Origin of the sequence: Exiguobacterium sp. s7, from assembly GCF_018618195.1 — a bacterium.
GTDB lineage: Bacteria > Bacillota > Bacilli > Exiguobacteriales > Exiguobacteriaceae > Exiguobacterium > Exiguobacterium mexicanum_A.
Window position 1 is genome coordinate 1 of sequence record NZ_JACSLO010000002.1, and the last position, 26,317, is coordinate 26,317.

A 26,317-nucleotide genomic window follows, 5' to 3' on the forward strand; every position below is an offset into this window, starting at 1 on the left:
ACGCATGCGTTGTCGAAACACTAAAACCCAGCTGGCAAAGTTCTGTACTTTTCGTTGCATTATTGTGCACATTTGTATTGCAAAATACACCAAGTATCAAGACGGTAAAAAACCGGCTGTTTCGAACAAAAAAGATAAGCTCAATCAGCTTCGAGAAGCATATTTGCAGAAGAAAAATGAGAAGAAACAAGCTGGTGAATGCTAAGGATCATTGTAGAGAAAGGATTATTGAGTGTTTGCTCAATAATCCTTTCTTTGTGAATGTACGATTCCATTATTTGGTTTTTTGAATGGTGTCAAAGGATTGAATATTACTTTGTTGAATATAAACTATGAGCTATTTTAAAAATTGTCACGAGAATATATAACCATCATAGGAGGAATCATCATGTCAAAAAAATCTACGGAATTAATTATAAATGGAGTCAAGAAGTATGGTCCGGCAGTAGGAAAGTTTGCACTTGAACATAAAAAAGAAATTGTTGGAGCAATTGGTGCACTCGGTGTAAAGGAACGACTTAGTAAGCGTACGAATAAAGAATCAAATCCTAAAAAACCAAAAGACAAAATCATGCATCCTCGAAAGAAGAGATATCAATATTATTTAGCTGAGGTTGTTCCCGCATTAAACACTCAAAATCGAGATGAACTGTTCCAGTATAAGATGGAAGTGGAGCAATGCATTCAACAAATCAAATTCGAGCAGGCGCAGGACATCGTCATCAAAAAACAGATTCATGAGAGTCGGATAAAAGAGTGGGATGCAATCCTGTCTCAAATCGTGAGCCAGATGACCGTGAAAGATTATATGGAATATCTGAAGCTCTTTAACAACCCGGAATATCAAAGCGAGTACTTCAAAGGCTTTGAAGGCGATGTTGAGAAATTTAAAAAGCTAAATACTGTGGAACAGCATGATACGTTAGTCAATTATATTCATGAAAAAACAAATATCGATATAGAACAAATCAAAAAAGAGTTTTCGGCTCCTGTTTGATTCACCTTGATCCGTTCTTGTTCCTCATTCGTTATAATCGATGATGTAACGAATGAGTGGGGTGAGGTCATTGGGGTGGGATTTAAGTGTTGCTGAGGCAAAAGACGTCTACTTAACAGAAACTGACTTATGGCGCTATACACAACAATTTTTAATGAATGCGACACATACGACGACGTACAAGCATATGCTTATGAAGGCGTTGCTCGAATGTACGACCGAACTAAGTGATTCCGGTGTAGTGACGTTCGAGCAAATTTCAAGACACGTGACGAAGATGTATTGGAATTTGATTGTGAAACACGGATTGCGACAAGTGAATCAACTTGAGAAATTGAGCTCGGTCGAAAAAACGATGCTCACGTTTCAAGCGACACATGAAATTCCGTCCACTTGGAACTTTGATTGTCTGCCGGTTCAGCAGCAACAACAATTGATTCGAAACGTGAATCAGTTCTATAAGAAGTACGTGTACGGATCGTTCTATGCCTCGTTCGAGGGGACCGTCTATTCATTCAATCGGAAAGAAGAGTGGGTCAAACTTGTGCCGAGCTACGTCATCTTTTTTGAAAAATATAAACGGGTATTGATGAATGTTACGAATTATCAACTCGCCGTCTTTCTGGAAAAATACAATACACGCGAAGCGATGGAGCGAATCTTGAACAAAATCGAATTCGTCTCGGCTCGTCAATCGCTCGACGAGTTCAAACAGATTTTACTGAGTCACGGTCATTCCGTCTGTTTTTATTGCATGAAGCCGCTCAAACAGATCCATGTCGACCATTTTATCCCGTGGTCTTACATACAGAATGATGTTCTATGGAATTTTGTCCTCGCTTGTCCGACTTGTAATACGAGCAAGAACAATCGGATGGCGAAGGTTGATTATCTTTACGCGCTCGTGGAACGAAACCATGAGTTGCGAGTGGCAGAGCAGATGGAGACATACAAAGACGAAATTAATTCACCTGTATGACTATGCGGTGCAAAATGGGTTTGAAGCCAATTGGATGCCGAAGTAATTAACATGAGTCGAACCTGATGAGTAAGGTTCGATTCATGTTAATTTTTTGATTATTCCTTCTTACATAAATCTTTTTCAGAACACGTCGAAAAGGATACAGAGATTGGATGAGTATTTAATCCGATAAATTTCCCATAAATTGTATGATAAACTGAAGAGAAGAAGATTGTGAGGGGAAGCTGATGGCTATTCACTTTGAAAAGATGGACGAAAGAGAACTTACTTCTTATTTGACGTGGTTGATTGATGATTATGCGAACGACGTCGCCTGCAATTATCAATTACCTGCTACACTGGCGCAAGAAGAGTCGACGCAATTGATTCGTAGCCTGTTTCCAGACAATCAACCGACTGAGGGACAAACAGTCGTCCATGTGATGGACGGTGCGACGCGAGTCGGAATTTTATGGTACGCCTTTCAGGAAGAATCAAAACGTGTCTTCATTTATCATGTTTGGATGCACGAAGCCTATCGCGGACGCGGATATGCGACGGCGGCATTGCAACTACTTGAGACGATTACAGCGCACGAACTTGGGGCGACTTCGATTGGGCTGAGTGTATTTGGCTCAAATCCGGATGCTCAGCGACTTTATGCACGCCTCGGATTCCAACAAGCTTCGATTGCGATGAATAAGCGTTTGGGAGAGGTGTCGAGGTGAGGCGCTTTTGGAAATGGACATTAATTGCGATTGGGGTGCTTGCCGTAGGGATGGGAGGACTCGCTTTTATGTTCAATCAGTCGATGCAGTCCGATCCCGATGAAGAAGCAAAAGCAATCCAACTCGCTGAGCCGTATGTAGCGGAGCGTTTCGACAATGCCGAATTGACGACAGAGGTCACGTTCGACAACATGGGAAATTTCCCGTTCGAATATGCGGCGACTGCAGTTGATTCCGTGACTGGGACCGAGTTTTTCGTCTATGCGGATGAGACGACAGGGGAAGTCGTCGACACGTTTCTCGCATCGAAATGGGAAGACGACGTGACGGATGCCATCGAAGATTCGGTCATGACGGCGTTTGGTCACGACGTCACGTACGACGTTTTTTACGATGAAGTAGCCGTGCGACAACTCGACGCCTCGGCGGCGAACCCGCTCGCCTATAAAACAGCCGACGTCGTACCGACAATCTTGGTGACGATTCATCGGGAGCCAGCATCAGGAGACGAGGCACTCGTTCGGACTTGGATGGCGGCGCTAAAAGAGAGCGACATGTTACGCCATGCGGAAGTTCATGTCGACTATGTCGCTAAAAACGGAGAAATCCTCAATGACGGGACCCCGTTAATTCTATCGTTCTAATGAAAAAACACTTTCTGCGAGCAGGAAGTGTTTTTTGTTCAGTTCATAGTCACCATAAGTTAAACAAATCCGCCACAATCGCATCACTGCCGTCTTGGAACATGAACAAGCCGAGTGCGATCAACATCCCTCCAATGACGAGTGTGCCGAACCGCATCAGTCCGCTCGTGTTCTTTTTGAATAGGCCGCGAATCACGAGCCCTCCACCGATCAATAGCATCAAGAAATACCAAAACCCCATAGCCATTCCTCCTCTGCCTGTAGTTGAGTCTAGTTTACATATATTTTCCAATACATACTGTAGGACGTGAGACTGATTTAATCTAAGCCCAAGACGGGTACAGTACCTTTATGTGCAAATAAAGGGGAGAGTGACCACTATGCGGAAAACCATCGTCATCGCGGGCGCGAGCGGCTATATCGGCTCGAACGTGATGGACCATTTAAAAGAAGAGTATGACATCATCGCCTTATCCCGCTCGACGAAAAACAAGGAAGACGAGGACCACATCACGTGGCGGTCGTGCGATTTGTTCTCGTATGAACAGACGCGTGAGGCGTGCGAGGGGGCGGACTACGCCATGTTCCTCGTCCACTCGATGATTCCGGACGGTGGGTTGACGCAGGCAACGTTCGAAGACATGGACGCGCTCATCGCCGACAACTTCGCCCGGGCGACGAAAGCGAACGACATCGAACAAATCGTCTACTTGAGCGGCATCATTCCGAAAGAGTCGAAGACGTTGTCACGTCACTTGAAGAGCCGGCTCGAAGTCGAACGGATTCTCGGCGGGCAAGGCGTGCCGGTGACGACGATTCGAGCCGGGCTCATCATCGGTCCAGAAGGCTCGTCGTTCCCGATTCTCGCGAAGCTCGTCAAACGGTTGCCGGTCATGATTCTCCCGAACTGGACGAAGACGGAGACGCATCCGATCGATTTGCGCGAAGCGGTGCAGGCGCTCATCTCGGTCGTTGGGGCCGAGGCGCTGTACGACCATCATATCGATATTGGTGGACCGGAAGTGATGACGTATCGGAAGATGATTGAAGATACGGCTGACGTCATGGGCAAACGCCGCGTCATGATCGACTTCCCGTTCCCGACGATCAAATTGTCCCGCCTTTGGGTCATGGCCGTGACGGGTGAACCGAAAGACACGGTCTATCCGCTCGTCGAGAGCATGGGCCACGCCATGGTCGCGAAAGACACGACCGGCGTCAAACAAGGGGAGATTCCGTTCAAGGAAGCGGTCGAGCACGCGCTCGAGGAAGAAGAGAAACAGAAGTCGGGCGGCAACAAGAAGAAAAAAGCACCGCAACAGTACACCGTCCGCTCGATTCAACGCTTCGGTCTGCCAGATGACAAATCGGCAGCCTGGATGGCCGACGAATACTTCGAATGGCTCGGGCGGGTCGCGTATCCGCTCATCCAGACGACAAAAGAAAACGATGACTGGGAGATTTCGTTGCTTCGTCCGTCATTCGTCGCGCTTCATCTGTCGCTCGAAGACGAGGCGACGGACGATATGGCCTCTTATGAAATCGATGGCGGCTTGTTCGCGAAGTTGAGTGAAGACGACAAGACAGGCCGACTCGAGTTCAGACGGCTCCCCGAGTCGGACGAAGGGCTCGTCGCCATCCATGAGTTCGTACCGGCGCTGCCGTGGTGGTTCTATACGAAGACGCAGGCGAAAGCCCACCTCGTCGTCATGTGGCTGTTCGGCCGTCACGTCCGTCTGCTCGGGGAAGATGCGGACGAGGGCGACCAAGTCGTCGAAGCACCAGCGAACTAACGAAGACGCATCCATCGCGATGCGTCTTTTTGTTTTGTCGATTATGTTAACGTTTCGCCAGAGTCGTTTACAAAGGGCAGGGACAGGCGTACACTGAACTCGTTTTCGACTGAATAGAAAGAAGGAATGCAAGAATGGACAACCTCATGACATCACGCCAAGGATGGCAAAAAGACATCTCGGCCGGGATCACCGTTGGGGTCGTCGCCGTGCCACTCGCGATGGCGTTCGCGATCGCCTCCGGTGTCGGACCGGTGTACGGTCTGTACACGGCCATCATCGCCGGGATTATCGTCAGCCTGTTCGGGGGCTCGACGTTCCAAATCGCCGGACCGACCGGCGCCTTCATCCCGATCGTCTCGGGCGTCATGCTCGCGCATGGCTATGAAGGGTTGCTCGTGACGACGTTCCTCGCCGGGGTCCTGTTGTTCCTCATGAGCGTGCTCCGTGTCGGACGACTGATCCGCTTCATGCCGCGCGCTGTCACGATTGGGTTCACGGCCGGGATCGCCGTCGTCATCTTCGTCGACCAACTCGACGAACTGTTCGGCATCACGTTTGAGAAGGCGCCGCACTTCCACGAGAACTTCCTTCAGCTCGTGACGTCGTTACATGAAGCGAGCTTATGGCCTGTCTTCATTGCCGCCATCGGTTTCTTGACGCTCTGGCTCGTACCGAAACTGCCCGTGAAATTGCCGCTGTTATTGATGGCGATGCTCGTGCCGACGTTCGTCAGTCTCGTCGTCCCAGGAGAAGTCGCGACAATCGGCAGCGCCTATGGCGGTATCCCGAGCGGACTGCCTGAGTTCAACTGGCTCGCAATCGACCTCGATTTGATTGCGACGCTGCTCCCGTCGGCGTTCGCGATCGCTTTCCTCGGGGCGCTCGAATCGCTGTTGTCGGGTGCGGTCGCGGATGGCATGGCCGGCACGAAGATGAACCCCGACAAGGAACTGTTCGGGCAAGGACTCGCCAACGTCGTCGTTCCGTTCTTCGGCGGCATTCCGGCGACCGGCGCCATCGCCCGGACGGCGACGAACATTCAAGCCGGGGCCGTCAGCCGCCGTTCCGGTGTCATCCACGGGTTGACGGTGCTCCTCGCCGTGCTCGTGTTGGCACCGCTCGCGAGTTACGTCCCACTGGCCGCACTCGCCCCGATCTTGATGCGCGTCGCCTGGAACATGTCGGAGCGGCACCACGTCTTCGAGATGCTCAAACATCGGTCGGCCGAATCGCTCGTCCTGCTGATCACGCTCGGGCTGACCGTGTTCGTCGACCTCGTCGTCGCCGTCGAAGTTGGGGTCATCTGTGCGCTCGCCTTGTTCGCGAAACGGATGGCCGATACGATCGACGTCCGCGAACAGACGGAGCGGTACGTGACACGGGACGGCCAAGTCGTCTTCAGCGTCGAGGGGCCGCTCTTCTTCGGGGCAATCGAGATGTTCGAGCACGTTCTGCATCATATCCATGACGAGCCTGACGTGTTCATCTTCAACTTCCATCGCTGTCCGGTCATCGATGTGACGGCCGTCGAAGAGATTCGTCGCGTCGTCCGGGAATTGAAAGCGGCCGACCGCCGTGTCGTCTTCGCGCACTTGTCGACGCCCGTGCGCCAGACGCTCACGCATTACGGCGTGCTCGACCACGTCGACACGTTCGAGACGACGCAGGAAGCGATTGACGCGTCTTAACGGACGGACAGAATCTGACCGAACGGGATGCGGCGCACGTCCGTATCGAACAACTCGACTTCACGCTCGGCGTAATAGATGGCGTGGACATAACCGCGCATGACGTGGGTCATACCGTTGTCGAACAGCGTCAGCTCGACGGCATCACCTTCCCGGATGGCGCGTTCGAGCTCGGTCTGCCACAGATAGAGCAACTGCTCATCCAAGTCAGGCAGCTCGATTTTTTGGACGTGGGCGTAATATTTCTTTAGCAGCGCCACGTGCTCGGGCATGAGGAACGGGATCCATTTCAATTCACCGCGGTCTTTGTAGCGGGTTTGGCTCATGACGATTCACCTCCTTGTTTATGTCCGCCGATGAGGCGTTGCCGCGTCCGGAGCGGACTGTCTTTCAGTAAACTCGACGCCGGCCGGATCGTCCCGCGGCCGAAGCGGACGTTCAAGCGATCGACGAGGTCGAGGAAGTCGAACCGGCGCGCCCGGGCCCACTCGTCCTCGAAGAAGGAGAGCTGAACGTGGTCGCTCCTTGGCTCGAGCTTGCCGAGGGCGACCGAGACGTAACGGACGGCCTCCGTCTCGTCCCAGGCGTCGAGGAAGAGCGTCAACAATACCGGCAAGAACTCGCGCTCGTCCGCTGTGAAGCGGGCGAGTTTTTTTTGTTTGCTGAACCCGCGCCGCTCGCTCGTCCGGGTGTAACGGACACCAAGATGGACGCTCCCGCCGACGAGACCGGCCTGCCGCGTCCGCATGCCGACCTCGACGGCAATCGCCTGCAGGACGAGCCGGATGGCCGCGTACGTCGCATAGTCCTTCATGAGCGTGATGCCGTGGCCAATCGTCCGGGGCCGCTGCCGTTTCGCCCCGAACAGGGAGCTCGGCGGGAGGATCGTCGGCGATTCGTCGATGCCCCAGGCGTGATGCCACAGCTCGGCGCCGATGACGCCGAACTTCTCATGGAGCGTCTCGAGCGGATAGCGGGCGAGGTCACCGATCGTCTCGATGCCGAGCCGCCGGAGATGGACTTCCATCTTCGCCCCGACGCCCCACATCTTGCCGATCGGGGCCGGGTGGATCAACTTCTCGACGTCGTGGAGGAAACAGCTGGCGACACCCGTCTTTTTCCCATGTAGGTCGAGGACGAGCTTGGCGAGGACATTGTTCGGCCCGATGCCGATTGTGACCGGGATGCCGGTATAGCGGAACACGGTCGAGCGGATGAGGCGGGCGACGTGCGCATCGTTCCCGAACAGCCGCTCCGTCCCGGTCAAGTCGACGAGCGTCTCGTCGACCGAGTAGACGCGGATCGCCTCAGGCGGTGCGAACTGATGCAAGATGTGGACGATTTGGACGGACACGTTCAAATAATGACTCATCCGGGCCTCGGCGTAGATGACGTGCCGTCGCTCGTGCCACGGCAACCGATCGATGTGGAACCGTCTAGAGCCGGTCTTGATGCCGAGCTGCTTCATCGGCGGCGTCGCGGCGAGGACGAGGGCACCGTGGTCCTGCAGGTTCGATAAGACGACGAGCTTTGTCTTGTATGGGTTTAACTTGCGGGCGGCGCACTCGCAACTGGCGTAGAACGAGACGCTGTCGATACAAAAAATCCGACGTCGCATAGCCACCTCTCCTTTTTTACGAACAAGCGTTCTGTTTTTTCTCATCGTATCACGGTCTCACGCCGTCTCAAATAGAAAAATGAAAACAAATTTTGAAAAGAGTTAAAAAAAGGATAGATGGTGAATGAAATTCCATCTTTTTGGAATTTACCGAAATAATAAAGCGAGGCGGAAACAAAATCCGTTATAATGAGAGGGTAGCTAGACAAATATGGTTTCGGACGATGGAGGCTATCCTGTGATTGATTTTGTGAAGCAATTGACCAATGATCAGGCACGACGATTGAAAACCTATAAGAAACAAGTCGAACGCATCAACGCGTACGAAGAAACGATGCGCGCCTTAGACGATGAGGCGCTTCGCCAGTACGCGCTCGAACTGAAACAGCGGCTCACGGACGGTGCGGACGTCCGCGCCATCACGGAGGAAGGGTTCGCCCTCGTCCGTGAGGCATCCGTCCGGACGATCGGGCTCCGTCATTATGACGTCCAGCTCATCGGCGGTCTCGCGCTGCTCGAAGGAAATATCGCCGAGATGCCGACCGGGGAAGGGAAGACGCTCGTCGCGGCTCTCCCGGCGTTCGTCAAGGCGCTCGAAGGGAAAGGCGTCCATGTCATCACGGTAAACGACTATTTGGCGATGCGTGACGCCGAACAGATCGGCAAGATCCATACGTTTCTCGGGCTCACGGTCGGACTGAACGTCCCGGAGATGGAGCTTGCTGACAAACAGGCGGCGTATGCGGCCGACATTACATACGGGGTCGGGACCGAGTTCGGGTTCGACTATCTTCGGGACCACTTGGTCGGCTCGCCGGAAGAACGGGTCCAGCGTCCGTTCCATTTCGCGCTGCTCGATGAAGTCGACAGCGTCTTGATCGACGAGGCGAAGACGCCGCTCATCATCGCCCAGAAGGACGAGTCGCACGTCCGCTTGAAACGTCTCGCCCAAACCGTGTTCGGCCAATTGACGGAAGACGACTATACGGTCGACCTCGAGGCGCGCGCCGTCATGTTCTCGGACAAAGGTATCGAGAGAATCGAGGCGTTGTTCTCGGTCGATAACTTGTTTTCCGCCGAGCACCACGTCCTGTATCACTACATGATGCAGGCGCTCCGGGCGAACGTGTTGTTCGAGCGGGACGTCGACTATATCGTCCAAGAAGGCAAAATCGAGTTGATCGACTTGTTCACGGGTCGGGTCATGGAAGGCAGGAGCTTGTCGGAAGGCCTCCATCAGGCGCTCGAGGCGAAAGAACAGATCGACATCACCGAAGAGAACAAGACGACGGCCGAGATCACGATTCAACACTATTTCCGGATGTACCCGCTCCTCGGCGGCATGACCGGGACGGCGCAGACGTCACGTGAAGAGTTCATGAAGACGTATCAGATGGACGTCGTTCAAGTGCCGACGAACCGGCCGAAGCAGCGCCAAGACCTGCCGGACCGCGTCTTTGATACGATTGCCCATAAATATGCGGCGGTCGGCCAAGAAGTCGCGGCCATCCACGCGACGGGACAGCCAATCTTGATCGGGACGACCTCGATCGCCCAGTCGGAGGCCGTCAGTGAACAGCTCGAGCGACAAGGCATCGCGCACGAACTGTTGAACGCGAAGACGGTCGCCCAAGAAGCCGAGATTATCGCTGAGGCGGGACGGCTCGGTCACGTGACGATCGCGACGAACATGGCCGGACGCGGGACCGACATCGTCTTAGACGAGACGGCACGCGAACTGGGCGGCTTGTATGTCATCGGGACGGAACGGCATGAGTCGCTCCGCGTCGACAATCAGCTCCGCGGACGGTCGGGCCGTCAAGGCGACCCGGGCATGTCACGTTTCTTCGTCTCGCTCGAGGATGATCTCGTCAAACGTTACGCCGCCGAGCGGTTGAAACGTGTCGAGCACAAACTGACGCCGGACGAACACGGGGAAGTCCGCCATAAAGAAGCGGGCGACATCATCGAATACGCCCAGACGACGATCGAAGGCGTCGGCGTGTCGGTCCGCGACTACATGTTCAAGCTCGACGACGTCTTGAACGAGCAGCGCCGCATCATCTATACGATTCGCGACGAGGCGGTCGACGCCAATGCGACGGCCATCTTGAACAACGTGCTCGCGATGATGCGCCTCGCGCTCAACGAGACGCTCGACCGTCATATCGCGGCCGATCTCGTCCCGGAAGAGTGGGCGACGGACGCGCTCATCGAGGACTATCTCTATTTGACGCAACAGGCGCCGACGTGGGATGACACGGTCGGGGACAAAGAAGAGTTGAAACAAGCGGTCGCGCCATGGATCGACGGAATCGTCGCGACGGCAGAACAGCGCATCGAGGGCTACCCGGAAGTCATCGCCTTCGCGCGGCAACAACTGCTCAACCATCTCGATATTCGCTGGACGAACCATTTGACGACGATGAACGCCTTGAAGGAAGGCATCGGGCTCCGCAGTTATGGCCAGGAAGACCCGAGCCGTCAGTTCGGCAAGGAAGGGCTCGAGATTTTCCAAGAGACGTATCTCGATATCGCCCGCGACGTGACGATTCAACTGTGCCAGCTAGATTTATACTTTGCGCAACGGGAAGAGGAGGGGCTGTGACATGTTCGGACTGTTGAAACGAAAGAAAGTCGAGACGATCATCCGCCAAGACGACGAGCGGGCGCTCCGCCTCGTGTTCGATGAAGGGATGGACATCTCGAAAGAAGATGAGTACGTGTTCCGCTATCATGCGACGACGTTGCCGCCGCTCGCGGACAACCAGTTGTCGATCGAATTGCTCAGTGCGACGAAGAACCCGGGCGGCCTGTCCGTGGTCGCCTTGTTCCGCAACACGGTCGCGACCGAGTTCTCGCTCGACGAGATCCCGGTGCTCTTGTTGAACGAGCGCCGCGAACCGCTCGGCCAGAAGATGCTGAGCCGGATGGATTTGCCGTCGTTCGAGGCGATGACGAGTAAGCCCGTCTATCTCGACTTCTTCGAGGAGGAACTGTTCACCGATGTCGACGCTCTCGACACCGAGTCGCTCCAACTCGCCTTCCAAATGAACCCGACGGCACCGCTCCAAGACATCTCCGACGCCGAACGGGACGCGTTCCCTGACGTGGCGTGGCACCGCCTGAAGCGGATGAACGTCCTCAGCCGTCCGGTCGCCGAAGGCCAGTTTGATCTATTGCTCGTCCATCTCGACGTGACCGACACGGAAATCGGTGCCTCGCTCCTCGTCCGGAACGGGTACCTCGAGCAGGCTCTCCAAATCCCGCGCCTCCCGCTCGAGTTGATGCAGCGGGACGAGGTCGTCGGCCGAGCCGACGCAACGCTCAACGAACCGATTTTACCGAAACATGATTATCCGCTCCACGTCCGCTTCAAGCGGCCGGAAGGAGACAGCGACGGACCGATCTCGATTCGCATCCGTTCGTGACGAAATGACCATCCCTGACACGCGTCGGGGATGGTTTTTTAGGTCTAATGGACTGCTTGTGCGAAGTCTAGCCACTGAACAAGTCGGGCTAAAAAACCGCTTGAAGTGAAGTCGTCTGTTCCGGTAAATCATACCGTTTCATACCTTTTCCATGTTCTCGGAAAGTCGTCTACAACCAGACCTTTCTTTACCAAATTTTTAAGGAAATAGGACATAGGATTCATTAAAATGAGAGTCCGGCTATGGTATATTTAGTCCGCAATGCACACCACATGAATGGGGAGAAAAATCATGTCTAAATTTACGAAGATGGCCATTGCTACGTCGCTCATCGTCCCAACGCTCATCCCGCTCCAACACGCATCAGCTGCTGACGAGGATGTCGTCAAACTGCGCTTCTTGGAGACGACCGACTTACATACGAACATCACGAACTACGACTACTTCCAGGACAAGATTGACAACACGATCGGCTTGACGAAAGTGGCGACGTTGATTCAGCAACATCGCATGGAAGCCGGCAAACCGAACACGTTCCTATTCGATAACGGGGATACGATTCAAGGGACACCGTTCGGGGATTACGTCCGTGAACAGCATCAACAAACACCGGGCACGTTCGAGCATCCGATGTACAAAGCGATGTCGGCGCTCGAGTTCGATGCGGTCACACTCGGGAACCACGAGTTCAACTTCGGGCTCCAATTCTTGTATGACGCGATGCAAGGCTCAAAAGGCAAGCTCCGCTTCGTCAACTCAAACGTGAAAGACTTGTCGGGTGAGCCGATCGTCTCGAAATATAACGAGGACGGACAAGAAGTCCAAATCATCGAACGCCAAGTCGTCGACGCGGACGGCGAGACGCACACGATCAAAGTCGGTGTCTTCGGGGTCGTCCCGCCGAAAATCATGTCGTGGGACTCAGGCAACCTCCAAGGCAAGGTGACAGCGGATGATATCATCCCGTCGGCACGTGAGGCGGTCGCGAAATTGAAAGAGCAAGGCGCGGACGTCGTTGTCGCGCTCGCGCACTCAGGCATCGGGGAAAGTGCGAAGCTCGCCGATCAACAAGAAGACGGGGAAGAGAACGTCGGCTACGCGCTCACGAAAATCGAAGGGCTCGACATGGTCATGACCGGTCACCAACACGGCCGCTTCCCGGACGCGAAAGGCATGTTCGCCACGTTCCCGAACGTGAACATGGATAAAGGGACGATCAACGGCAAGCCGGTAGTCATGGCGAACAATCAAGGGAAAGACCTCGGGGTCATCGACCTCGACCTCGAGCTCGTCGATGGCAACTGGCAAGTACTCGATGCGAACGCGAAACTCGATACGGTCACGGCCGACACACCGGTCGATGCGACGATTCAGGCGCTCATCGATACGGAGCATAAGGCGACGATCGAATACATCAATCGTTCGGTCGGGGAGATTCAAGACGATATCCAAAGCTACTTCGCGCTCGTCCGTGACGATTCGTCGGTCCAGTTCGTGACGAACGCGCAGAAATGGTACGTCGAGAAAGAACTCGCGACAAACCCGGAACTCGCGGCGTATAAAGAACTCCCGCTTCTCTCGGCCGGAGCACCGTTCAAAGCCGGTAACCGTCAATTGACGGACGCCAGCTATTACACGAACATCCCGAAAGGCTCGATCGCGTTGAAAAACGTGGCCGACTTGTACGTCTATCCGAACACGCTCGAAGTCGTCAAAGTGACGGGCGCGGACGTGATGGACTGGCTCGAGATGTCAGCCGGGGCGTACAAACAAGTCTCAGACGAGAACGACGAGTTGCTCAACTTGGAGTTCCGCAGCTATAACTTCGATATCCTTGACGGCCTCACGTATGAGATCGATGTCACGGGTCCGGCCAAGTTCGATGCGGGCGGTACGGTGATCAACGACAAGGCGAACCGCGTCAAGAACGTCGAGTATAACGGCAAACCGATCACGCTCGACCAGGAGTTCCTCGTCGCGACGAACAACTATCGCGCCGGCTCGACGTCGTTCCCGGGTCTCGGTGGTGGGAAGAACATCGTCTACCGTTCGGCGTACGAGACACGGAACGTGATCTCGGACTATATCGTCAACAGCGCTGGCAGCGTCGACTACAAAGCGGACGACAACTGGAAGATTGTCGCCGATGCGAAACGAATCGCGAAATTCGAGACGGCCGACGCCGGCAAACAGTACGTCGACTTGTATGAAGGCATCGAAGCGACCGAGACGACACGTCCGGACGCGGCGAACCGCTTATTCCGCACGTACACGATCGAGCTCGATCAAGCGGCAGTTGAGATCGCTCTCACGGTGAACACGATCAAACCGGGTGCGAAAGTAGTGACTGGTACGACGACACCGAACGCGACGGTCACGTTGAAAGACGGTGACAAAGTGCTCGCGACAGCGAAAGCGGACAAAGACGGCGCGTATACGCTCGTGACGAAACCGCTCAAACTTCGTCAGTCACTTACCATCGTCTCTGAACTCGATGGTGCGACCGTGACGGAAACGAAAGTCGTCGGAGCTGGCTTCGTCGGCACACCGGCCCTCGCCTCGAAGTTGACGTACGCCAACACGAACGTCATCTCTGGGAAAGTGACACCGGAGACGAAGTTGACGCTCAAGCGTGATGGCAAGACGATCGCCTACGCGACGTCGGACAAAAACGGATCGTTCGAATTCACGAAACGCGCCGGCTTCATCTACGGGGACTATGAAGTCATCGCTAAAGATGTGACCGGAAAAGTCGTCAAAGCGAAGACGTTCACGTTCAAGAAAGCGGCCATCGCGACACCGAAGAACACGAAAGGCGTGAAGGTCGGAACGAAAGCGCTCATCGGGAAAACGACACCGGGTGCCGTCGTCGTCTTGAAAGACGCGAAAGGCAAACAAGTCGCCAAAGTGAAAGCGAGCTGGGCCGGAACGTATACGTTCACATTCAAAAAAGGTCTTGCTAAAGGAAGCTACGCGGTCATCGCGAGCGACTACACAGGCGCAGGTGCGAAACAAGCGAAGTTCGCATTGAAATAAGCGATTCAACCGAGACGGCGTCCCAACAGGGCGCCGTTTTTGCGCGCTCGAAAAAGTGTCAAAAAAGTGAACGAAACCTCTTACGAAAAAAGGGGAACTGCTGTATAATCAATCACGTAAGCGTTTACATTATATGTGTAAAACAACGGGATTCATTTTTTCGGGGCCGGTGGGGACCGGCTACATACGTTCAAAAGGGGACAGCACACATGATTACATTCTTTATCGCCTTGGCGATTCTATTCGTCGGGTACAAAGTGTACGGCAGCTACGTCGAGAAGACGTTCGGCATCAAGGAAGAGCGGACGACACCTGCCTACGCGTCACAGGACGGCATCGACTACGTGCCGATGGGGAAAAAACGGAACTCGATGATTCAACTGTTGAACATCGCCGGAGTCGGCCCGATCTTTGGCCCGATCATGGGGGCGCTCTACGGACCGGTCGCGTTCCTGTGGATCGTCTTCGGATCGATTTTCGCGGGCGCTGTGCACGACTATTTGACGGGCATGATCTCACTTCGGAACAACGGGGCGCACTTGCCGCAACTCGCCGAGAAGTTCCTCGGCCGCTCGCTCCGCCACGTCGTCAACGGTTTTGCCCTGCTTCTTTTGCTCTTGGTCGGGACGGTGTTCGTCACGTCGCCGAGTAACATGATCAACAACTTGTTCGACGGCAACGCGACGACGCTCACGATCGTCATCTTCGCCGTGTTCGCCTACTACATCTTGGCGACATTGCTCCCGGTCGATAAAATCATCGGGCGCATCTACCCGTTCTTTGGGGCGCTTCTCATGATCAGCGCCATCGGGATCGCCGTCAGCCTGTTCGCGCAAGGCTACAAGATTCCAGAGATGACACTCACGAACATGCATCCGGACGGCTTGCCGATCTGGCCGCTCCTCTTCTTCACGATCTCGTGTGGAGCGCTCTCAGGCTTCCACGCCACGCAGTCGCCAATCATCTCGCGGACGACGATGAAAGAGAGCAACGGCCGTGAAATCTTCTACGGCATGATGATTGTCGAAGCGGTCATCGCCATGATTTGGGCCGGGGCCGCCATGGCCATCTTCGAGCCAGGCGAATTGCTCGGATTGATTCAAACGGGTACGCCGGCACTTGTCGTCCAAGAAGTGGCGACACTCATGCTCGGCAGCATCGGCGGCACGCTCGCCATCCTCGGCGTCATCGTCTTGCCGATCACGTCAGGCGACACGGCGTTCCGTAGCGCTCGGATGATCATCGCCGACTATATGAAAGTCGCGCAGAAGAAGTTCTCGTCACGCCTGTGGATCGCGCTCCCGCTCTTCGCGATCTCATACGTGCTCACGAACATGGACTTCCAGATGCTCTGGCAATACTTCAACTGGGCCAACCAGACGACGGCTGTCATCGCCTTGTTCGTCGGGGCGATGTACCTCTACATCAAAGGGCGCAACCACTATATCGCGCTCATCCCGGGCACGTTCATGTTGTACGCCGTCTGGTTCTACATTTTGACGGCACCGATCGGCTTCAAGATGGATGGGGTCATCCCGTACGTCATCGCCACGATTGGGACGATCACGCTGCTCGTCTTGTTCCACATGCGCGCCAAAGCGATGCGGGCACAAAATATGGAATGTGACGTTCCAGTGAAGGAAGTCGCATAATCCACAGACATGGGTCGCTTCGGCCCATGTTTTTGTTTGCAACAAAATCGGGAAATGACCATACTAGAGGAATAGATTTGAAAGGTGGGACCTGAATGGATCAAGAGAAGCTAAAAGACATGCTCCATGCCGACACGCTCGGGGAAGAGATTGCGAGCGCCATCACCCATGGCCTCGGGGTCATCTTCAGCATCGTCGCGCTCGTCTTGCTCGTGAACACGGCGACCGAGACGGGGAGCACGTGGAACGTCATCGCCGTGAGCGTGTTCGGGGTATCGATGATTTTGCTGTACCTCTTCTCGACGCTCATGCATGCGATTCCGCATCCACGGGCGAAGCGCGTGCTCCAAGTGTTCGACCATGCCGGGATCTACTTCTTGATTGCGGGTAGCTATACGCCGTTCGCGCTCGTATCACTCCACGGGAAGCTCGGCTGGATGTTGTTCGGAATCGTCTGGGGTGTCGCGATTCTCGGTATCATCTGGAAGCTGTTCTCGACCGGGAAGTACATGTGGGTATCGAACGTGACGTATCTCGCGCTAGGCTGGATTTGTATCATCGTCGTGCGCCCGCTGTACGAATCCATCGGACATAACGGGTTCATGTTGCTCCTCGCCGGAGGAATCGCCTATTCGGTCGGGATCGTCTTTTACATGTGGCAGAAACTGCCGTTCAACCACGCGATTTGGCATATGTTCGTCCTAGCTGGAAGTGTGCTCGTTTTCCTCAGTATTTTGCTCTATGTGGCACCGAATACGAGCCTGTAAAACAGACGTCCCACGGGGCGTCTGTTTTTTTCTAAATCTAAGGAAATGAATCGGTGAAAACGATTACAAAATTACAGACGAATGGACGTTTGTATGTCATAATAATTTCAGACATCGTCATAGAGATAGATGGGTGTAAACGTAAGGGGGAAAATCAGATGGAAAAAGTGTTGCGCGATGGATTTATCTACATGTCTCAAAACAAAACACTCAACAGTTTGGCTAAAAAATACGGGCTTCGATTCGGGGCTTCGCGCTTTGTGGCGGGGGAAGATTTCAAGACGTCGGTGCCGACGATTCGTGAGTTGAACGCGAAAGGATTATCGGTCACGGTCGACCACTTAGGGGAATTCATCACGACGGTCGCAGAAGCGAACGAAAACCGGGATGAAATCGTTCGTGCCATCGAAATCATGGCGGAAGAGAAGCTTGACGCGTACATGTCGCTCAAGCTGACGTCGCTCGGATTCGATATCTCGGACGAGTTGATCGAAGACAATATGCGTCAAATCTTGACGACGGCGAAAGAAGTCGGTGTGTTCGTTGCCATCGATATGGAAGACGAGGCACGCTGCGAGAAAACGCTCGACTTGTTCAAGAAATTGAAAACGGACTTTGAGGGCCTGGGGACGGTCATCCAGTCATACTTGTACCGCTCGGAAGATGACATCAATCATCTCGCGCCGCTCAAACCGAATCTTCGTATCGTCAAAGGGGCTTACAAGGAACCGGCGACGGTCGCTTTCCCGGAGAAAGAAGACGTCGACCACAACTACTTGAAGCTCGTCAAACTCCATCTGGCGAACGGGAACTACGCCTCTATCGCAACACATGACGACCACATGATCGATGCGGTCATCGAACATGTGAAACTGAACAACATCCCACTCGACCAGTTCGAGTTCCAAATGCTGTACGGCATCCGGGTCGAGCGTCAACTCGAGCTCGTCCGTCAAGGCTATAAAGTCCGTGTCTACGTGCCATACGGCCGTGACTGGTACGGCTACTTCATGCGCCGCCTCGCAGAACGTCCGGCGAACGTCGCGTTCGTCTTAAAAGGGATGGTCAAGAAATGAAACAAGCACACGAGTTCAACGTGAACTCGTGTGCTTTTCTGTGTTCATATGTTTGTCGAGGATTCGCTCGATTTCACTTTGTTCGACTTCCGTGACTCCGTCTTTCACCTTCGGGATGATTAACGCCTCATCCTCTTCGTAATAGAGGAAGCGATGCGTCTCGTTCTCGTTCACTTTGAGAATGGATGTCCATGGGACTTGCGTCGTTCGGTGGACGTTGCCACGAACGGCCTGCATCTCGACGGTCGTGTCAGAAAGCTGGAGCGTGACGTCTTTTGGCCAAGTGTCCTGTTTGTTGAGGGCACGACGGGTTTGCCAAAGGGCGAGCGGGGCATGCAAGTCCTTTAGCAGCGGTCTAAGTAATAGCGCGAACAATAGCCCGATTCCGACTGTGATGAGTAAAGATAAGCCGATCGACTCGGGGTGCGGTACGAGGAAGAATGCAGCCGCATACCCGAGAGCGAATAGCGGGAGATTCATATATTTCAACCATACGCCGCGAGCTCGTTTATATTGATTGGAATGGTGAATCATGTCGTTTTGGAAAGCTAAAAAATCGTCAAGCGTCAGTTGATAGGTGGTGACCATTGCATCCACTCCTTTGAGATTCGTCATAAATACGTGCTGATTGAAGAAGAACTTTGTCGCTTAGAGTGTGATGCCTAAGTGTTTTTGTAGCAGATCATTCATTCGAATTCGCTCCGTCTCGTTGAGCATCTGGTTTTGTTTCGGGACGATAATCGCTTCCGCCGCTTCAATAAATATATAGTGATGGGTCTCGTCCTCGTTCACTCGTTCAATCGCTTCCCACGCGACTTGAACCCGTTTGTTGACGGCATTGTGGAGCGAATTGACTTCAATCCCGTTCTCATGGATTGACAAAGTGACATCACGTGGCCATTTCGAGTCCTGTCGAAGTATGGATCGCAACTGTCTCAACCTCATCGTGAAATACACTTTCTTGAAGAGCGGGAATAAGAGCAGCGCCGGGACCACAGCGGCACTGGCGGCGAGTGCGAGGATGACAGGGACGGAGAGCGTTTGCGGTAACAAGACAATCGCGAGGGCAAATCCGTAAAAGGCGGTCAGTAACATGAGTATGAGCGTGACAAGTATAGATTTTCGTTTATCGGGAACCGAGTTTTTGATGAAGTTCTTTTGTAACGTGAAAAAATCATCTTGTGTCAATCGATAATGAATCATCCATCATTGGCTCCTTTCTTTCGTCTAAATGACAGGTTGACGCATGCAATAACGCTAGCATAGGATGGATTATTTTTCCAACAAAAAGACCCAGTGACTGAACACTGGGCCATCTTACAAAATCATCCGTTGATGACCGTCCCACCGTTGACGTGCATGACCTGTCCGCTGACGTACGTCGAGTCGTCACTTGCGAGATAGACGTAAGCCGGGGCGAGTTCCGCTGGTTGGCCCGGACGTTTCATCTCAGCCGAGTCACCGAACGAGGCGACTTTTTCCGCTGAGAACGTCGCTGGGATGAGCGGTGTCCAAATCGGACCTGGTGCGACGCCATTGACGCGAATCTTCTTCTCGGCCAAATTCTTGGCGAGCGAACGCGTGAACGCTGTGATTGCACCTTTCGTCGATGCGTAGTCGATCAATTGATCGTTACCTTCGTACGCTGTGATCGACGTCGTGTTGATGATGCTTGCGCCTTCGTTCAAGTATGGAAGGGCGGCTTTCGTCAAATAGAACATGCTGAAGATGTTCGTCCGGAACGTCTGCTCGAGCTGGTCGTCCGAGATATCGAGGAGCGACTCCTGCGGATGTTGCTCGGCTGCGTTATTGACGAGGATGTCCAAATGGCCGAACGTCTCGAGCGTCTGTTTGACGACGTCTTGGCAGAAAGCCGAGTCGCCGAGGTCACCTTGCAGCAATAGACAAGCTTGACCGAGTTCTTCGATGCGTTCTTTCGTCGCCTCGGCGTCCTCGAGCTCGTTTTGGTCTTTATAGACGATGACCGTATTCGCGCCTTCGTGGGCGAAGAAGATGGCGACCGATTTCCCGATGCCGGAGTCACCGCCCGTGATGATGGCGACTTTATCTTTCAGTTTATCGCTTCCTTTATATCCTTTACGTTCATAGATCGGGTACGGCTCCATCTTCGAATCGATTCCCGGTTGATGGGCTTGTTCTTGGCCGTCTTTCTTGAACGATTCAAAATCCTGTCGGTTCCCCATTGTGTTTAAACGATTGTCACTCATGAATACATTCCCCTTTCTAAAATTGACTCTTTGTGTCTATACCACAGTCACCGAAAAATAAATCGTCCTCGGTGAAATTGGAACGAATTTGAAAAATGAACGCTTGCGAATGAATTGTCATTCATTTATGATAGAAGAGTAAACACGATGGTGATTGCGATTTTTTTTACGCTTGAAATGAATCACTATTCATTCTCATTGAGGGGGGAACAATATGACGAGTCACATCGAACAATCAGCCGACCTCCGTTTGACGAGCAACATTCGTTTTGCGGTCGTCATCGGTTCAGGAGTAATGGGGGCGGGGATTGCGGCTCACTTGGCGAACGCGGGGATTCGTTCGCTCATGCTCGACATCGTACCACGTGAATTGACGGCGAAAGAAGAAGCGAAAGGGCTCACGCTCGAGTCGCCACAAGTACGGAACCGCATCGCTTCTGAGAACCGTCAAAGGCTATTGAAACAAAACCCGGCACCGCTCGCGACAGCGGAGCACTTGAACTTCATCGACGTGGGGAACTTAGAAGATGATCTCGAGCGCTTGAAGGAAGCGGACTGGGTCATCGAAGTCGTCGTCGAACGGCTCGATGTGAAGCAGCAACTGTTCGAAAAAATCGCACCTTACATCCGTGAAGACGCGATTCTCAGCTCGAACACGTCGGGTATCTCGATCGAGGCGATGGCGAGCGTATTGCCGGAAGGCTTGAAGGCACGTTTCCTCGGGACACACTTCTTCAACCCGCCGCGCTATTTGAAACTGCTCGAACTTATCCCGACGGAGAAGACGGCACGCCCGGTCATCGATTTCATGGCCCGCTTTGCTGAGGACCGTCTCGGGAAAGGCGTCGTCGAAGCGAAAGACACACCGAACTTCATCGGGAACCGCATCGGCACGTACGGACTCCTCGTCACGTTCGAAGAGATGCTCAAGCAGAACGCCTCGATCGGCGAGATGGACTCGATCACCGGACCGCTCATCGGCCGGCCAAAATCGGCGACATTCCGCACGCTCGACGTCGTCGGCATCGACACGTTCGTCCACGTCGCCGGAAACGTCTATGAGACGCTCGACGCAGGTGAAGAGAAGGATACGTTCGACGTCCCTGCTGAAATGAAGACGCTCGTCGAGAAGGGTTGGATTGGTCAAAAGGCCGGACAAGGCTTCTATAAGAAAGACGGAAAAGTCATCCAGGAACTGAATCTCGAGACGTTCGAATACGAACAATTGAAAGCGATTACAGGACCGGAGCTCGACCAAATCAAATCGCTCCCAGGCTCAAAAGCGAAGCTGAAAGGTGCCATCTTGAACAAGGGACGCGTCGGACAATTGCTCTGGCCGGTCACGGCGAAGACGCTCGTCTACTCGGCTCGTCTCACAGGCGAGATCAGTGACTCGATCGTCGCCATCGATGACGCGATGAAGTGGGGCTTCGGCTGGAAGTTCGGACCGTTCGAGACATGGGACGCACTCGGTGTCGAGAAATCGGTCGCCCGCATGAAAGCGGAAGGCTATGACGTCCCGGCGTGGATCGATGAGATGCTCGCTGCCGGACACACATCCTTCTATAAGGGAGACCAGTATTACGACCAAGCGTCACAGACGTACGTTGAGAAGACCGTCAACCCGAAAGAAGTGAAACTCGCCCCGCTCGCCAAGTCGAACGGGATCGTGCTCGAGAACGGTGGGGCCCGCCTCATCGATATCGGAGACGACGTCGTCGCCCTCGAGTTCACGTCACCGAACAATGCGATCGGTGTCGACATCATGCAGATGATTGAACAGTCGATCGACCTCGTCGAGACCGACTTCAAAGGACTCGTCCTCGCCAACGATGGTAAGAACTTCTGTGTCGGTGCCAACCTCGCGATGATGCTCATGGAAGCGGAAGACGAGAACTGGTACGAGCTCGATTGGATCATCAACAAGTTCCAACAAGTCGTCCAGAAGATTCGCTACGCGGGTCGCCCGGTCGTCGTCGCACCTTACGGCATGACGCTCGGCGGCGGGACAGAAATCAGCTTGCCGGCCGCACGCATGCAGGCGGCGCTCGAGACGTATATGGGTCTCGTCGAAGTCGGCGTCGGCCTCATCCCAGGTGGGGGCGGAAACCTCAACACGTACCGTCGTCTCCTCGAGCAGACACCGAAGTCGATGCAAAACATCGAGAAAGCGGCGCAACAGACGTTCGAGAATATCGCCATGGCGAAAGTATCGAAGTCGGCCTATGACGCGAAAGCGCTCGGCTATCACCGTCCGGTCGACGGCATCTCGATGAACCGCGACCACTTGACGTTCGACGCGAAACAGACGGTGCTCGGTCTCGCTGACGGCTACACAGCACCGGTTCGTGAGAAGTTGCCGGTCGTCGGTCAAACGGGGAAAGCGACACTCGAACTCGCGGCGTACGAGATGTTCTACGGTGGCTATATCTCTGAACACGATTTGAAGATTGCGAAAAAACTTGCCCACGTCATCAGCGGCGGCGATTTGGCATACGGCACGATGGTCGACGAGCAGTACTTCCTCGACATCGAGCGCGAGGCGTTCCTAAGCCTCATCGGGGAACCGAAATCGCAGCAACGGATGCAACATATGCTCGTCAAAGGCAAGCCACTTCGGAACTGACAAAAGGGGGACTTAACAGATGAGAGAAGCAGTCATCGTGGCCGGCGCACGGACGCCGGTCGGAAAAGCAAAACGCGGTTCGTTCCGAAACGTTCGCTCGGACGAACTCGCGGGTCACGCGATTAAAGCGACGCTCGAGCGGTCTGGCTACACGGGACCAATCGACGACGTCATCATGGGGTGCGCCATGCCGGAAGCGGAACAAGGGATGAACATCGCCCGCTACGCGGCCGTACGAGGTGGCTTGTCGCACGAAGTACCGGCCATCACGATCAACCGATATTGCTCGTCCGGCCTTCAAGCGATCGCCGACGCGGCAGCGAAAATCATGATCGGTCAAGCGACGGCGGTCATCGCCGGCGGTATGGAATCGATGAGCCTCGTCCCAATGGGCGGCCACGTCATCCGTCCGAACCCGACAATCATGGAGACGGCTCCGGAATACTATATGAGCATGGGCCACACGGCAGAACGTGTCGCGGCCGAATATAACATCTCGCGCGAAGACCAAGACCTGTTCGCCATCGACAGCCACCAAAAAGCGGCGGCAGCGATCGCGGGCGGCAAGTTCGAAGAAGAGATCGTCCCGGTCACGGTCGTCGAGCACGTGCTCGGCGAGGACGGGAAAGTCGCGGAACGTGAACTCGTCGTCAAACATGACGAAGGCGTCCGTGCCGACTCGACACTCGAGGCGCTCGGTAAACTGCGCCCGGCATTCAAAATCAAGGGCTCGGTGACGGCGGGGAACGCGTCACAAGTGTCCGATGGCGCGGCAGCCGTGCTCGTCATGGAGCGTGAAGAAGCCGAACGCCAAGGCTTGAAACCGATGGCAAAATTCCTCTCGTTCGCGGTCGGCGGTGTCCGTCCGGAAGTGATGGGCATCGGCCCGGTCGTCGCCATCCCGAAAGCGCTCGAGATGGCCGGCGTGAAGTTGGAAGAAGTCGGATTGTTCGAACTGAACGAGGCGTTCGCGAGCCAATCGCTCGGCGTCATCCGTGAACTCGGCATCGACCCGTCGAGAGTGAACGTCAACGGCGGCGCGATCGCTCTCGGGCATCCGCTCGGTTGCACGGGCGCGAAACTCGCGGTCTCGATCTTGCATGAGATGAAACGACGCAATGAAAAGTATGGGGTTGTGACGATGTGCATCGGTGGCGGTATGGGTGCTGCTGGCGTCTTCGAATTACTATAAGGGGGAATTGACAATGGAACGTACAGAACATGAATTGATTAAAGGCGGTAGCTTCGTCATCGACGCACTCGACGCGGATCGTTTGTTCACACCGGAAGACTTCTCGGACGAGCACAAGATGATTGGCGACACGACGGCGAGCTTCGTCGACGACCGTGTCATGCCAGTCCTTGGACGCATCGAGAAACATGAGTTCGATCTCTCGGTCGAACTGTTGAAAGAAGCGGGCGAGCTCGGCCTCCTCGGCGCGGACGTACCGGAAGAGTACGGCGGTTATCAGCTTGATAAGATCTCGTCATCGATCATCACGGAGCGGTTCGCCAAGGCACGTTCATTCGCCCTCAGCTACGGCGCCCACGTTGGGATCGGGACACTCCCGATCGTCTTCTTCGGAACGGAAGAGCAAAAGCATAAGTACTTGCCGAAGCTCGCGACCGGCGAATGGATCGCGGCGTACGCCCTCACAGAGCCAGGCTCAGGCTCGGACGCGCTCGGTGCGAAAGCGACGGCCGTCTTGAACGAGGCCGGCACGCACTACGTGTTGAACGGCGAGAAGCAATGGATCACGAACGCCGGTTTCGCGAACGTGTTCGTCGTCTACGCGAAAATCGACGGCGACAAGTTCAGCGCCTTCATCGTCGAGCGTGACTTCAACGGGGTCTCGACAGGGGCCGAAGAACAGAAGATGGGCATCAAAGGCTCATCGACACGGACGCTCATCTTAGAAGACGTCGAAGTCCCAGTCGACAACCTCCTCGGAGAAATCGGCAAAGGGCACGTCATCGCCTTCAACATCTTGAACGTCGGTCGTTACAAACTCGCGGTCGGTGCGGTCGGTTCGTCGAAACGTGCGTTCGATCTCTCGGTCCAGTACGCGAACGAACGTAAACAGTTCAAGACGCCGATCAGCCAGTTCCCGCTCATCCAAGAAAAACTCGCGACGATGGCTGCGAACATCTATGCGATGGAGAGCTCGGTCTACCGGACGGGCGGTCTGTTCCAAGACAGCCTCGACGCCCTCGGCGACGACAACATGCGTGACGGCTCGAAAGTCGCCCAAGCGATCGCTGAGTATGCGATTGAATGTTCATTGAACAAGGTGTTCGCCTCGGAGACGTTCGACTACGTCGTCGACGAAGCGGTCCAAATCCACGGCGGCTACGGCTTCATGACCGAATATGAAGTCGAGAACTTGTACCGTGACTCACGCATCAACCGGATCTTCGAAGGAACGAACGAGATCAACCGCTTGATCGTGCCGGGCACGCTCCTCAAGAAAGCGATGAAAGGCGACTTGCCACTCCTCGCCGAAGCACAGAAACTCCAAAAAGAGCTCATGAGCTACATGCCGCAAGAGCTCGACGGCTCACCGCTCGCACGCGAGAAGATGCTTCTGTCGAACATGAAGAAAATCAACTTGATGATCGCCGGAACGGCCGTCCAGAAATATCAGCAAGACCTTCAGAATGAGCAAGAGATTCTCGCGAAGATCGCCGACATCATCAGCGCCATCTACGCGCTTGAAGCGGCCATCGCGCGGACGGATAAAGCCATCGCCCGCACAGGCGCTGAGAAGAACGGACAGAAAGTCCGCTACACCGAAATCTTCGCCGAACAAGTGTTCAAGCAAGTCGAACTCATGGCGAAAGAAGTCTTGTACGCGGCCGCATCGGGCGACGAGCAGCGCATGCTCTTATCGGCGATGAAGAAGTTCAGCCGTTATCAGCCAATCAACGTCATCGGCACGAAACGCGAAGTCGCAGCGAGTCTCATCAAAGCGAACAAGTTTATCGTGTAAGCAAGCGAGAGAAAGGGTGGGCCGGACGCGGTCGGCCCTTTCTTTTTGCCTTGCCGACACCGTACAATGGACGGGAGGA

The 26,317-nt window shown here is 54.3% G+C and carries 22 protein-coding genes; 16 read left to right on the forward strand and 6 right to left on the reverse strand.

Features of this window, described 5'->3' with window-relative positions; translation table 11 throughout:
* The 5 genes from KNP79_RS02605 to KNP79_RS02625 form a co-directional block, all read left to right on the forward strand.
* Positions 1–205: hypothetical protein (locus KNP79_RS02605; protein WP_251132854.1), on the forward strand; the 205-nt coding region annotated here is incomplete at its 5' end.
* 183 nt (positions 206–388) lie between these two features.
* On the forward strand, positions 389–997 hold the full coding sequence (locus tag KNP79_RS02610; RefSeq protein ID WP_034778510.1) for a hypothetical protein: 609 nt from the start codon (positions 389–391) through the stop codon (positions 995–997).
* Between the two features lie 70 nt (positions 998–1,067).
* Positions 1,068–1,976 carry an HNH endonuclease signature motif containing protein gene (locus KNP79_RS02615; RefSeq protein ID WP_215191213.1) on the forward strand — a complete coding sequence of 303 codons (909 nt, stop codon included), beginning with the start codon at positions 1,068–1,070 and terminating at the stop codon, positions 1,974–1,976.
* A 230-nt stretch (positions 1,977–2,206) separates the two neighbouring features.
* Entirely contained in the window at positions 2,207–2,686 is a 480-nt protein-coding gene (locus KNP79_RS02620) for a GNAT family N-acetyltransferase (RefSeq protein WP_215191215.1), read from the forward strand.
* Entirely contained in the window at positions 2,683–3,330 is a 648-nt protein-coding gene (locus KNP79_RS02625) for a type IV pilus modification PilV family protein (RefSeq protein ID WP_215191216.1), read from the forward strand. The genes KNP79_RS02620 and KNP79_RS02625 overlap by 4 nt, the downstream gene beginning before the upstream one ends.
* 49 nt (positions 3,331–3,379) lie before the next feature.
* On the opposite strand, the gene KNP79_RS02630 is transcribed toward KNP79_RS02625, so the two are convergent.
* Positions 3,380–3,571: a hypothetical protein gene (locus tag KNP79_RS02630; protein ID WP_215191223.1), complete on the reverse strand. Its 192-nt coding sequence runs from the start codon at positions 3,569–3,571 to the stop codon at positions 3,380–3,382.
* 139 nt (positions 3,572–3,710) lie between these two features.
* On the opposite strand from KNP79_RS02630, the gene KNP79_RS02635 reads away from it, so the two are divergent.
* Entirely contained in the window at positions 3,711–5,123 is a 1,413-nt protein-coding gene (locus KNP79_RS02635) for an NAD-dependent epimerase/dehydratase family protein (protein WP_215191225.1), read from the forward strand.
* 146 nt (positions 5,124–5,269) lie between these two features.
* Entirely contained in the window at positions 5,270–6,814 is a 1,545-nt protein-coding gene (locus KNP79_RS02640; protein ID WP_251132855.1) for a SulP family inorganic anion transporter, read from the forward strand.
* On the opposite strand, the gene KNP79_RS02645 is transcribed toward KNP79_RS02640, so the two are convergent.
* Together KNP79_RS02645 and KNP79_RS02650 are read right to left on the reverse strand one after the other, a co-directional pair.
* A complete protein-coding gene (locus KNP79_RS02645) occupies positions 6,811–7,140 on the reverse strand; it encodes a YolD-like family protein (RefSeq protein ID WP_215189911.1) in 330 nt (109 codons plus the stop codon). The two genes, KNP79_RS02640 and KNP79_RS02645, sit on opposite strands and share 4 nt — an antisense overlap.
* Complete coding sequence (locus tag KNP79_RS02650; RefSeq protein WP_214752962.1) at positions 7,137–8,432, reverse strand: Y-family DNA polymerase; 1,296 nt, start codon at positions 8,430–8,432, stop codon at positions 7,137–7,139. Before KNP79_RS02650 ends, KNP79_RS02645 begins: the two co-directional genes overlap by 4 nt.
* Positions 8,433–8,670: 238 nt before the next feature.
* On the opposite strand from KNP79_RS02650, the gene secA2 reads away from it, so the two are divergent.
* From secA2 to KNP79_RS02680, 6 genes are all read left to right on the forward strand, one after another.
* Entirely contained in the window at positions 8,671–11,040 is a 2,370-nt protein-coding gene (gene secA2, locus KNP79_RS02655) for an accessory Sec system translocase SecA2 (protein WP_215191229.1), read from the forward strand.
* A gap of 1 nt (position 11,041) precedes the next feature.
* On the forward strand, positions 11,042–11,863 hold the full coding sequence (locus KNP79_RS02660) for an SLAP domain-containing protein (protein WP_214793429.1): 822 nt from the start codon (positions 11,042–11,044) through the stop codon (positions 11,861–11,863).
* A 291-nt stretch (positions 11,864–12,154) separates the two neighbouring features.
* Positions 12,155–14,899, forward strand: a complete 2,745-nt coding sequence (locus tag KNP79_RS02665) for a bifunctional 2',3'-cyclic-nucleotide 2'-phosphodiesterase/3'-nucleotidase (RefSeq protein ID WP_215191231.1) — start codon at positions 12,155–12,157, stop codon at positions 14,897–14,899.
* Positions 14,900–15,108: 209 nt separating this feature from the next.
* On the forward strand, positions 15,109–16,551 hold the full coding sequence (locus KNP79_RS02670; RefSeq protein WP_034778488.1) for a carbon starvation CstA family protein: 1,443 nt from the start codon (positions 15,109–15,111) through the stop codon (positions 16,549–16,551).
* A gap of 95 nt (positions 16,552–16,646) precedes the next feature.
* Positions 16,647–17,318, forward strand: a complete 672-nt coding sequence (trhA, locus tag KNP79_RS02675) for a PAQR family membrane homeostasis protein TrhA (RefSeq protein WP_034778486.1) — start codon at positions 16,647–16,649, stop codon at positions 17,316–17,318.
* Positions 17,319–17,476: 158 nt separating this feature from the next.
* Positions 17,477–18,394, forward strand: a complete 918-nt coding sequence (locus KNP79_RS02680; RefSeq protein ID WP_215191233.1) for a proline dehydrogenase family protein — start codon at positions 17,477–17,479, stop codon at positions 18,392–18,394.
* A gap of 15 nt (positions 18,395–18,409) precedes the next feature.
* On the opposite strand, the gene KNP79_RS02685 is transcribed toward KNP79_RS02680, so the two are convergent.
* From KNP79_RS02685 to KNP79_RS02695, 3 genes are all read right to left on the reverse strand, one after another.
* Entirely contained in the window at positions 18,410–18,982 is a 573-nt protein-coding gene (locus KNP79_RS02685) for a YcxB family protein (protein ID WP_214752967.1), read from the reverse strand.
* A gap of 60 nt (positions 18,983–19,042) precedes the next feature.
* Complete coding sequence (locus tag KNP79_RS02690; RefSeq protein WP_214752969.1) at positions 19,043–19,597, reverse strand: YcxB family protein; 555 nt, start codon at positions 19,595–19,597, stop codon at positions 19,043–19,045.
* A 122-nt stretch (positions 19,598–19,719) separates the two neighbouring features.
* Positions 19,720–20,622 (reverse strand): SDR family oxidoreductase, encoded by a 903-nt coding sequence (locus KNP79_RS02695; RefSeq protein WP_371743398.1) that lies wholly within the window; start codon positions 20,620–20,622, stop codon positions 19,720–19,722.
* A 214-nt stretch (positions 20,623–20,836) separates the two neighbouring features.
* Between KNP79_RS02695 and KNP79_RS02700 the strand changes: the two genes are divergently transcribed.
* Genes KNP79_RS02700 through KNP79_RS02710 form a run of 3 tightly spaced genes read left to right on the forward strand, consistent with a single transcriptional unit; the run spans position 20,837 to position 26,238 of the window.
* The gene (locus KNP79_RS02700; RefSeq protein WP_215191235.1) at positions 20,837–23,248 is read left to right on the forward strand and encodes a 3-hydroxyacyl-CoA dehydrogenase/enoyl-CoA hydratase family protein; all 2,412 of its coding nucleotides are present in this window, start codon (positions 20,837–20,839) and stop codon (positions 23,246–23,248) included.
* A gap of 19 nt (positions 23,249–23,267) precedes the next feature.
* Complete coding sequence (locus tag KNP79_RS02705) at positions 23,268–24,440, forward strand: acetyl-CoA C-acetyltransferase (protein WP_214707315.1); 1,173 nt, start codon at positions 23,268–23,270, stop codon at positions 24,438–24,440.
* A 13-nt stretch (positions 24,441–24,453) separates the two neighbouring features.
* A complete protein-coding gene (locus KNP79_RS02710; RefSeq protein ID WP_215191236.1) occupies positions 24,454–26,238 on the forward strand; it encodes an acyl-CoA dehydrogenase family protein in 1,785 nt (594 codons plus the stop codon).
* Positions 26,239–26,317: the final 79 nt, after the last annotated feature.

Coding starts and splice junctions, on each gene's coding strand:
- KNP79_RS02690 (WP_214752969.1), bottom strand. CDS start 19,597: ATGATTCATTATCGATTGACACAAGATGATTTTTTCACGTTACAAAAG.
- KNP79_RS02635 (WP_215191225.1), top strand. CDS start 3,711: ATGCGGAAAACCATCGTCATCGCGGGCGCGAGCGGCTATATCGGCTCG.
- KNP79_RS02610 (WP_034778510.1), top strand. CDS start 389: ATGTCAAAAAAATCTACGGAATTAATTATAAATGGAGTCAAGAAGTAT.
- KNP79_RS02700 (WP_215191235.1), top strand. CDS start 20,837: ATGACGAGTCACATCGAACAATCAGCCGACCTCCGTTTGACGAGCAAC.
- KNP79_RS02650 (WP_214752962.1), bottom strand. CDS start 8,432: ATGCGACGTCGGATTTTTTGTATCGACAGCGTCTCGTTCTACGCCAGT.
- KNP79_RS02670 (WP_034778488.1), top strand. CDS start 15,109: ATGATTACATTCTTTATCGCCTTGGCGATTCTATTCGTCGGGTACAAA.
- KNP79_RS02695 (WP_371743398.1), bottom strand. CDS start 20,622: ATGAGTGACAATCGTTTAAACACAATGGGGAACCGACAGGATTTTGAA.
- KNP79_RS02660 (WP_214793429.1), top strand. CDS start 11,042: ATGTTCGGACTGTTGAAACGAAAGAAAGTCGAGACGATCATCCGCCAA.
- KNP79_RS02680 (WP_215191233.1), top strand. CDS start 17,477: ATGGAAAAAGTGTTGCGCGATGGATTTATCTACATGTCTCAAAACAAA.
- trhA (WP_034778486.1), top strand. CDS start 16,647: ATGGATCAAGAGAAGCTAAAAGACATGCTCCATGCCGACACGCTCGGG.
- KNP79_RS02665 (WP_215191231.1), top strand. CDS start 12,155: ATGTCTAAATTTACGAAGATGGCCATTGCTACGTCGCTCATCGTCCCA.
- KNP79_RS02710 (WP_215191236.1), top strand. CDS start 24,454: ATGGAACGTACAGAACATGAATTGATTAAAGGCGGTAGCTTCGTCATC.
- KNP79_RS02630 (WP_215191223.1), bottom strand. CDS start 3,571: ATGGGGTTTTGGTATTTCTTGATGCTATTGATCGGTGGAGGGCTCGTG.
- KNP79_RS02620 (WP_215191215.1), top strand. CDS start 2,207: ATGGCTATTCACTTTGAAAAGATGGACGAAAGAGAACTTACTTCTTAT.
- KNP79_RS02640 (WP_251132855.1), top strand. CDS start 5,270: ATGACATCACGCCAAGGATGGCAAAAAGACATCTCGGCCGGGATCACC.
- KNP79_RS02645 (WP_215189911.1), bottom strand. CDS start 7,140: ATGAGCCAAACCCGCTACAAAGACCGCGGTGAATTGAAATGGATCCCG.
- KNP79_RS02705 (WP_214707315.1), top strand. CDS start 23,268: ATGAGAGAAGCAGTCATCGTGGCCGGCGCACGGACGCCGGTCGGAAAA.
- KNP79_RS02685 (WP_214752967.1), bottom strand. CDS start 18,982: ATGGTCACCACCTATCAACTGACGCTTGACGATTTTTTAGCTTTCCAA.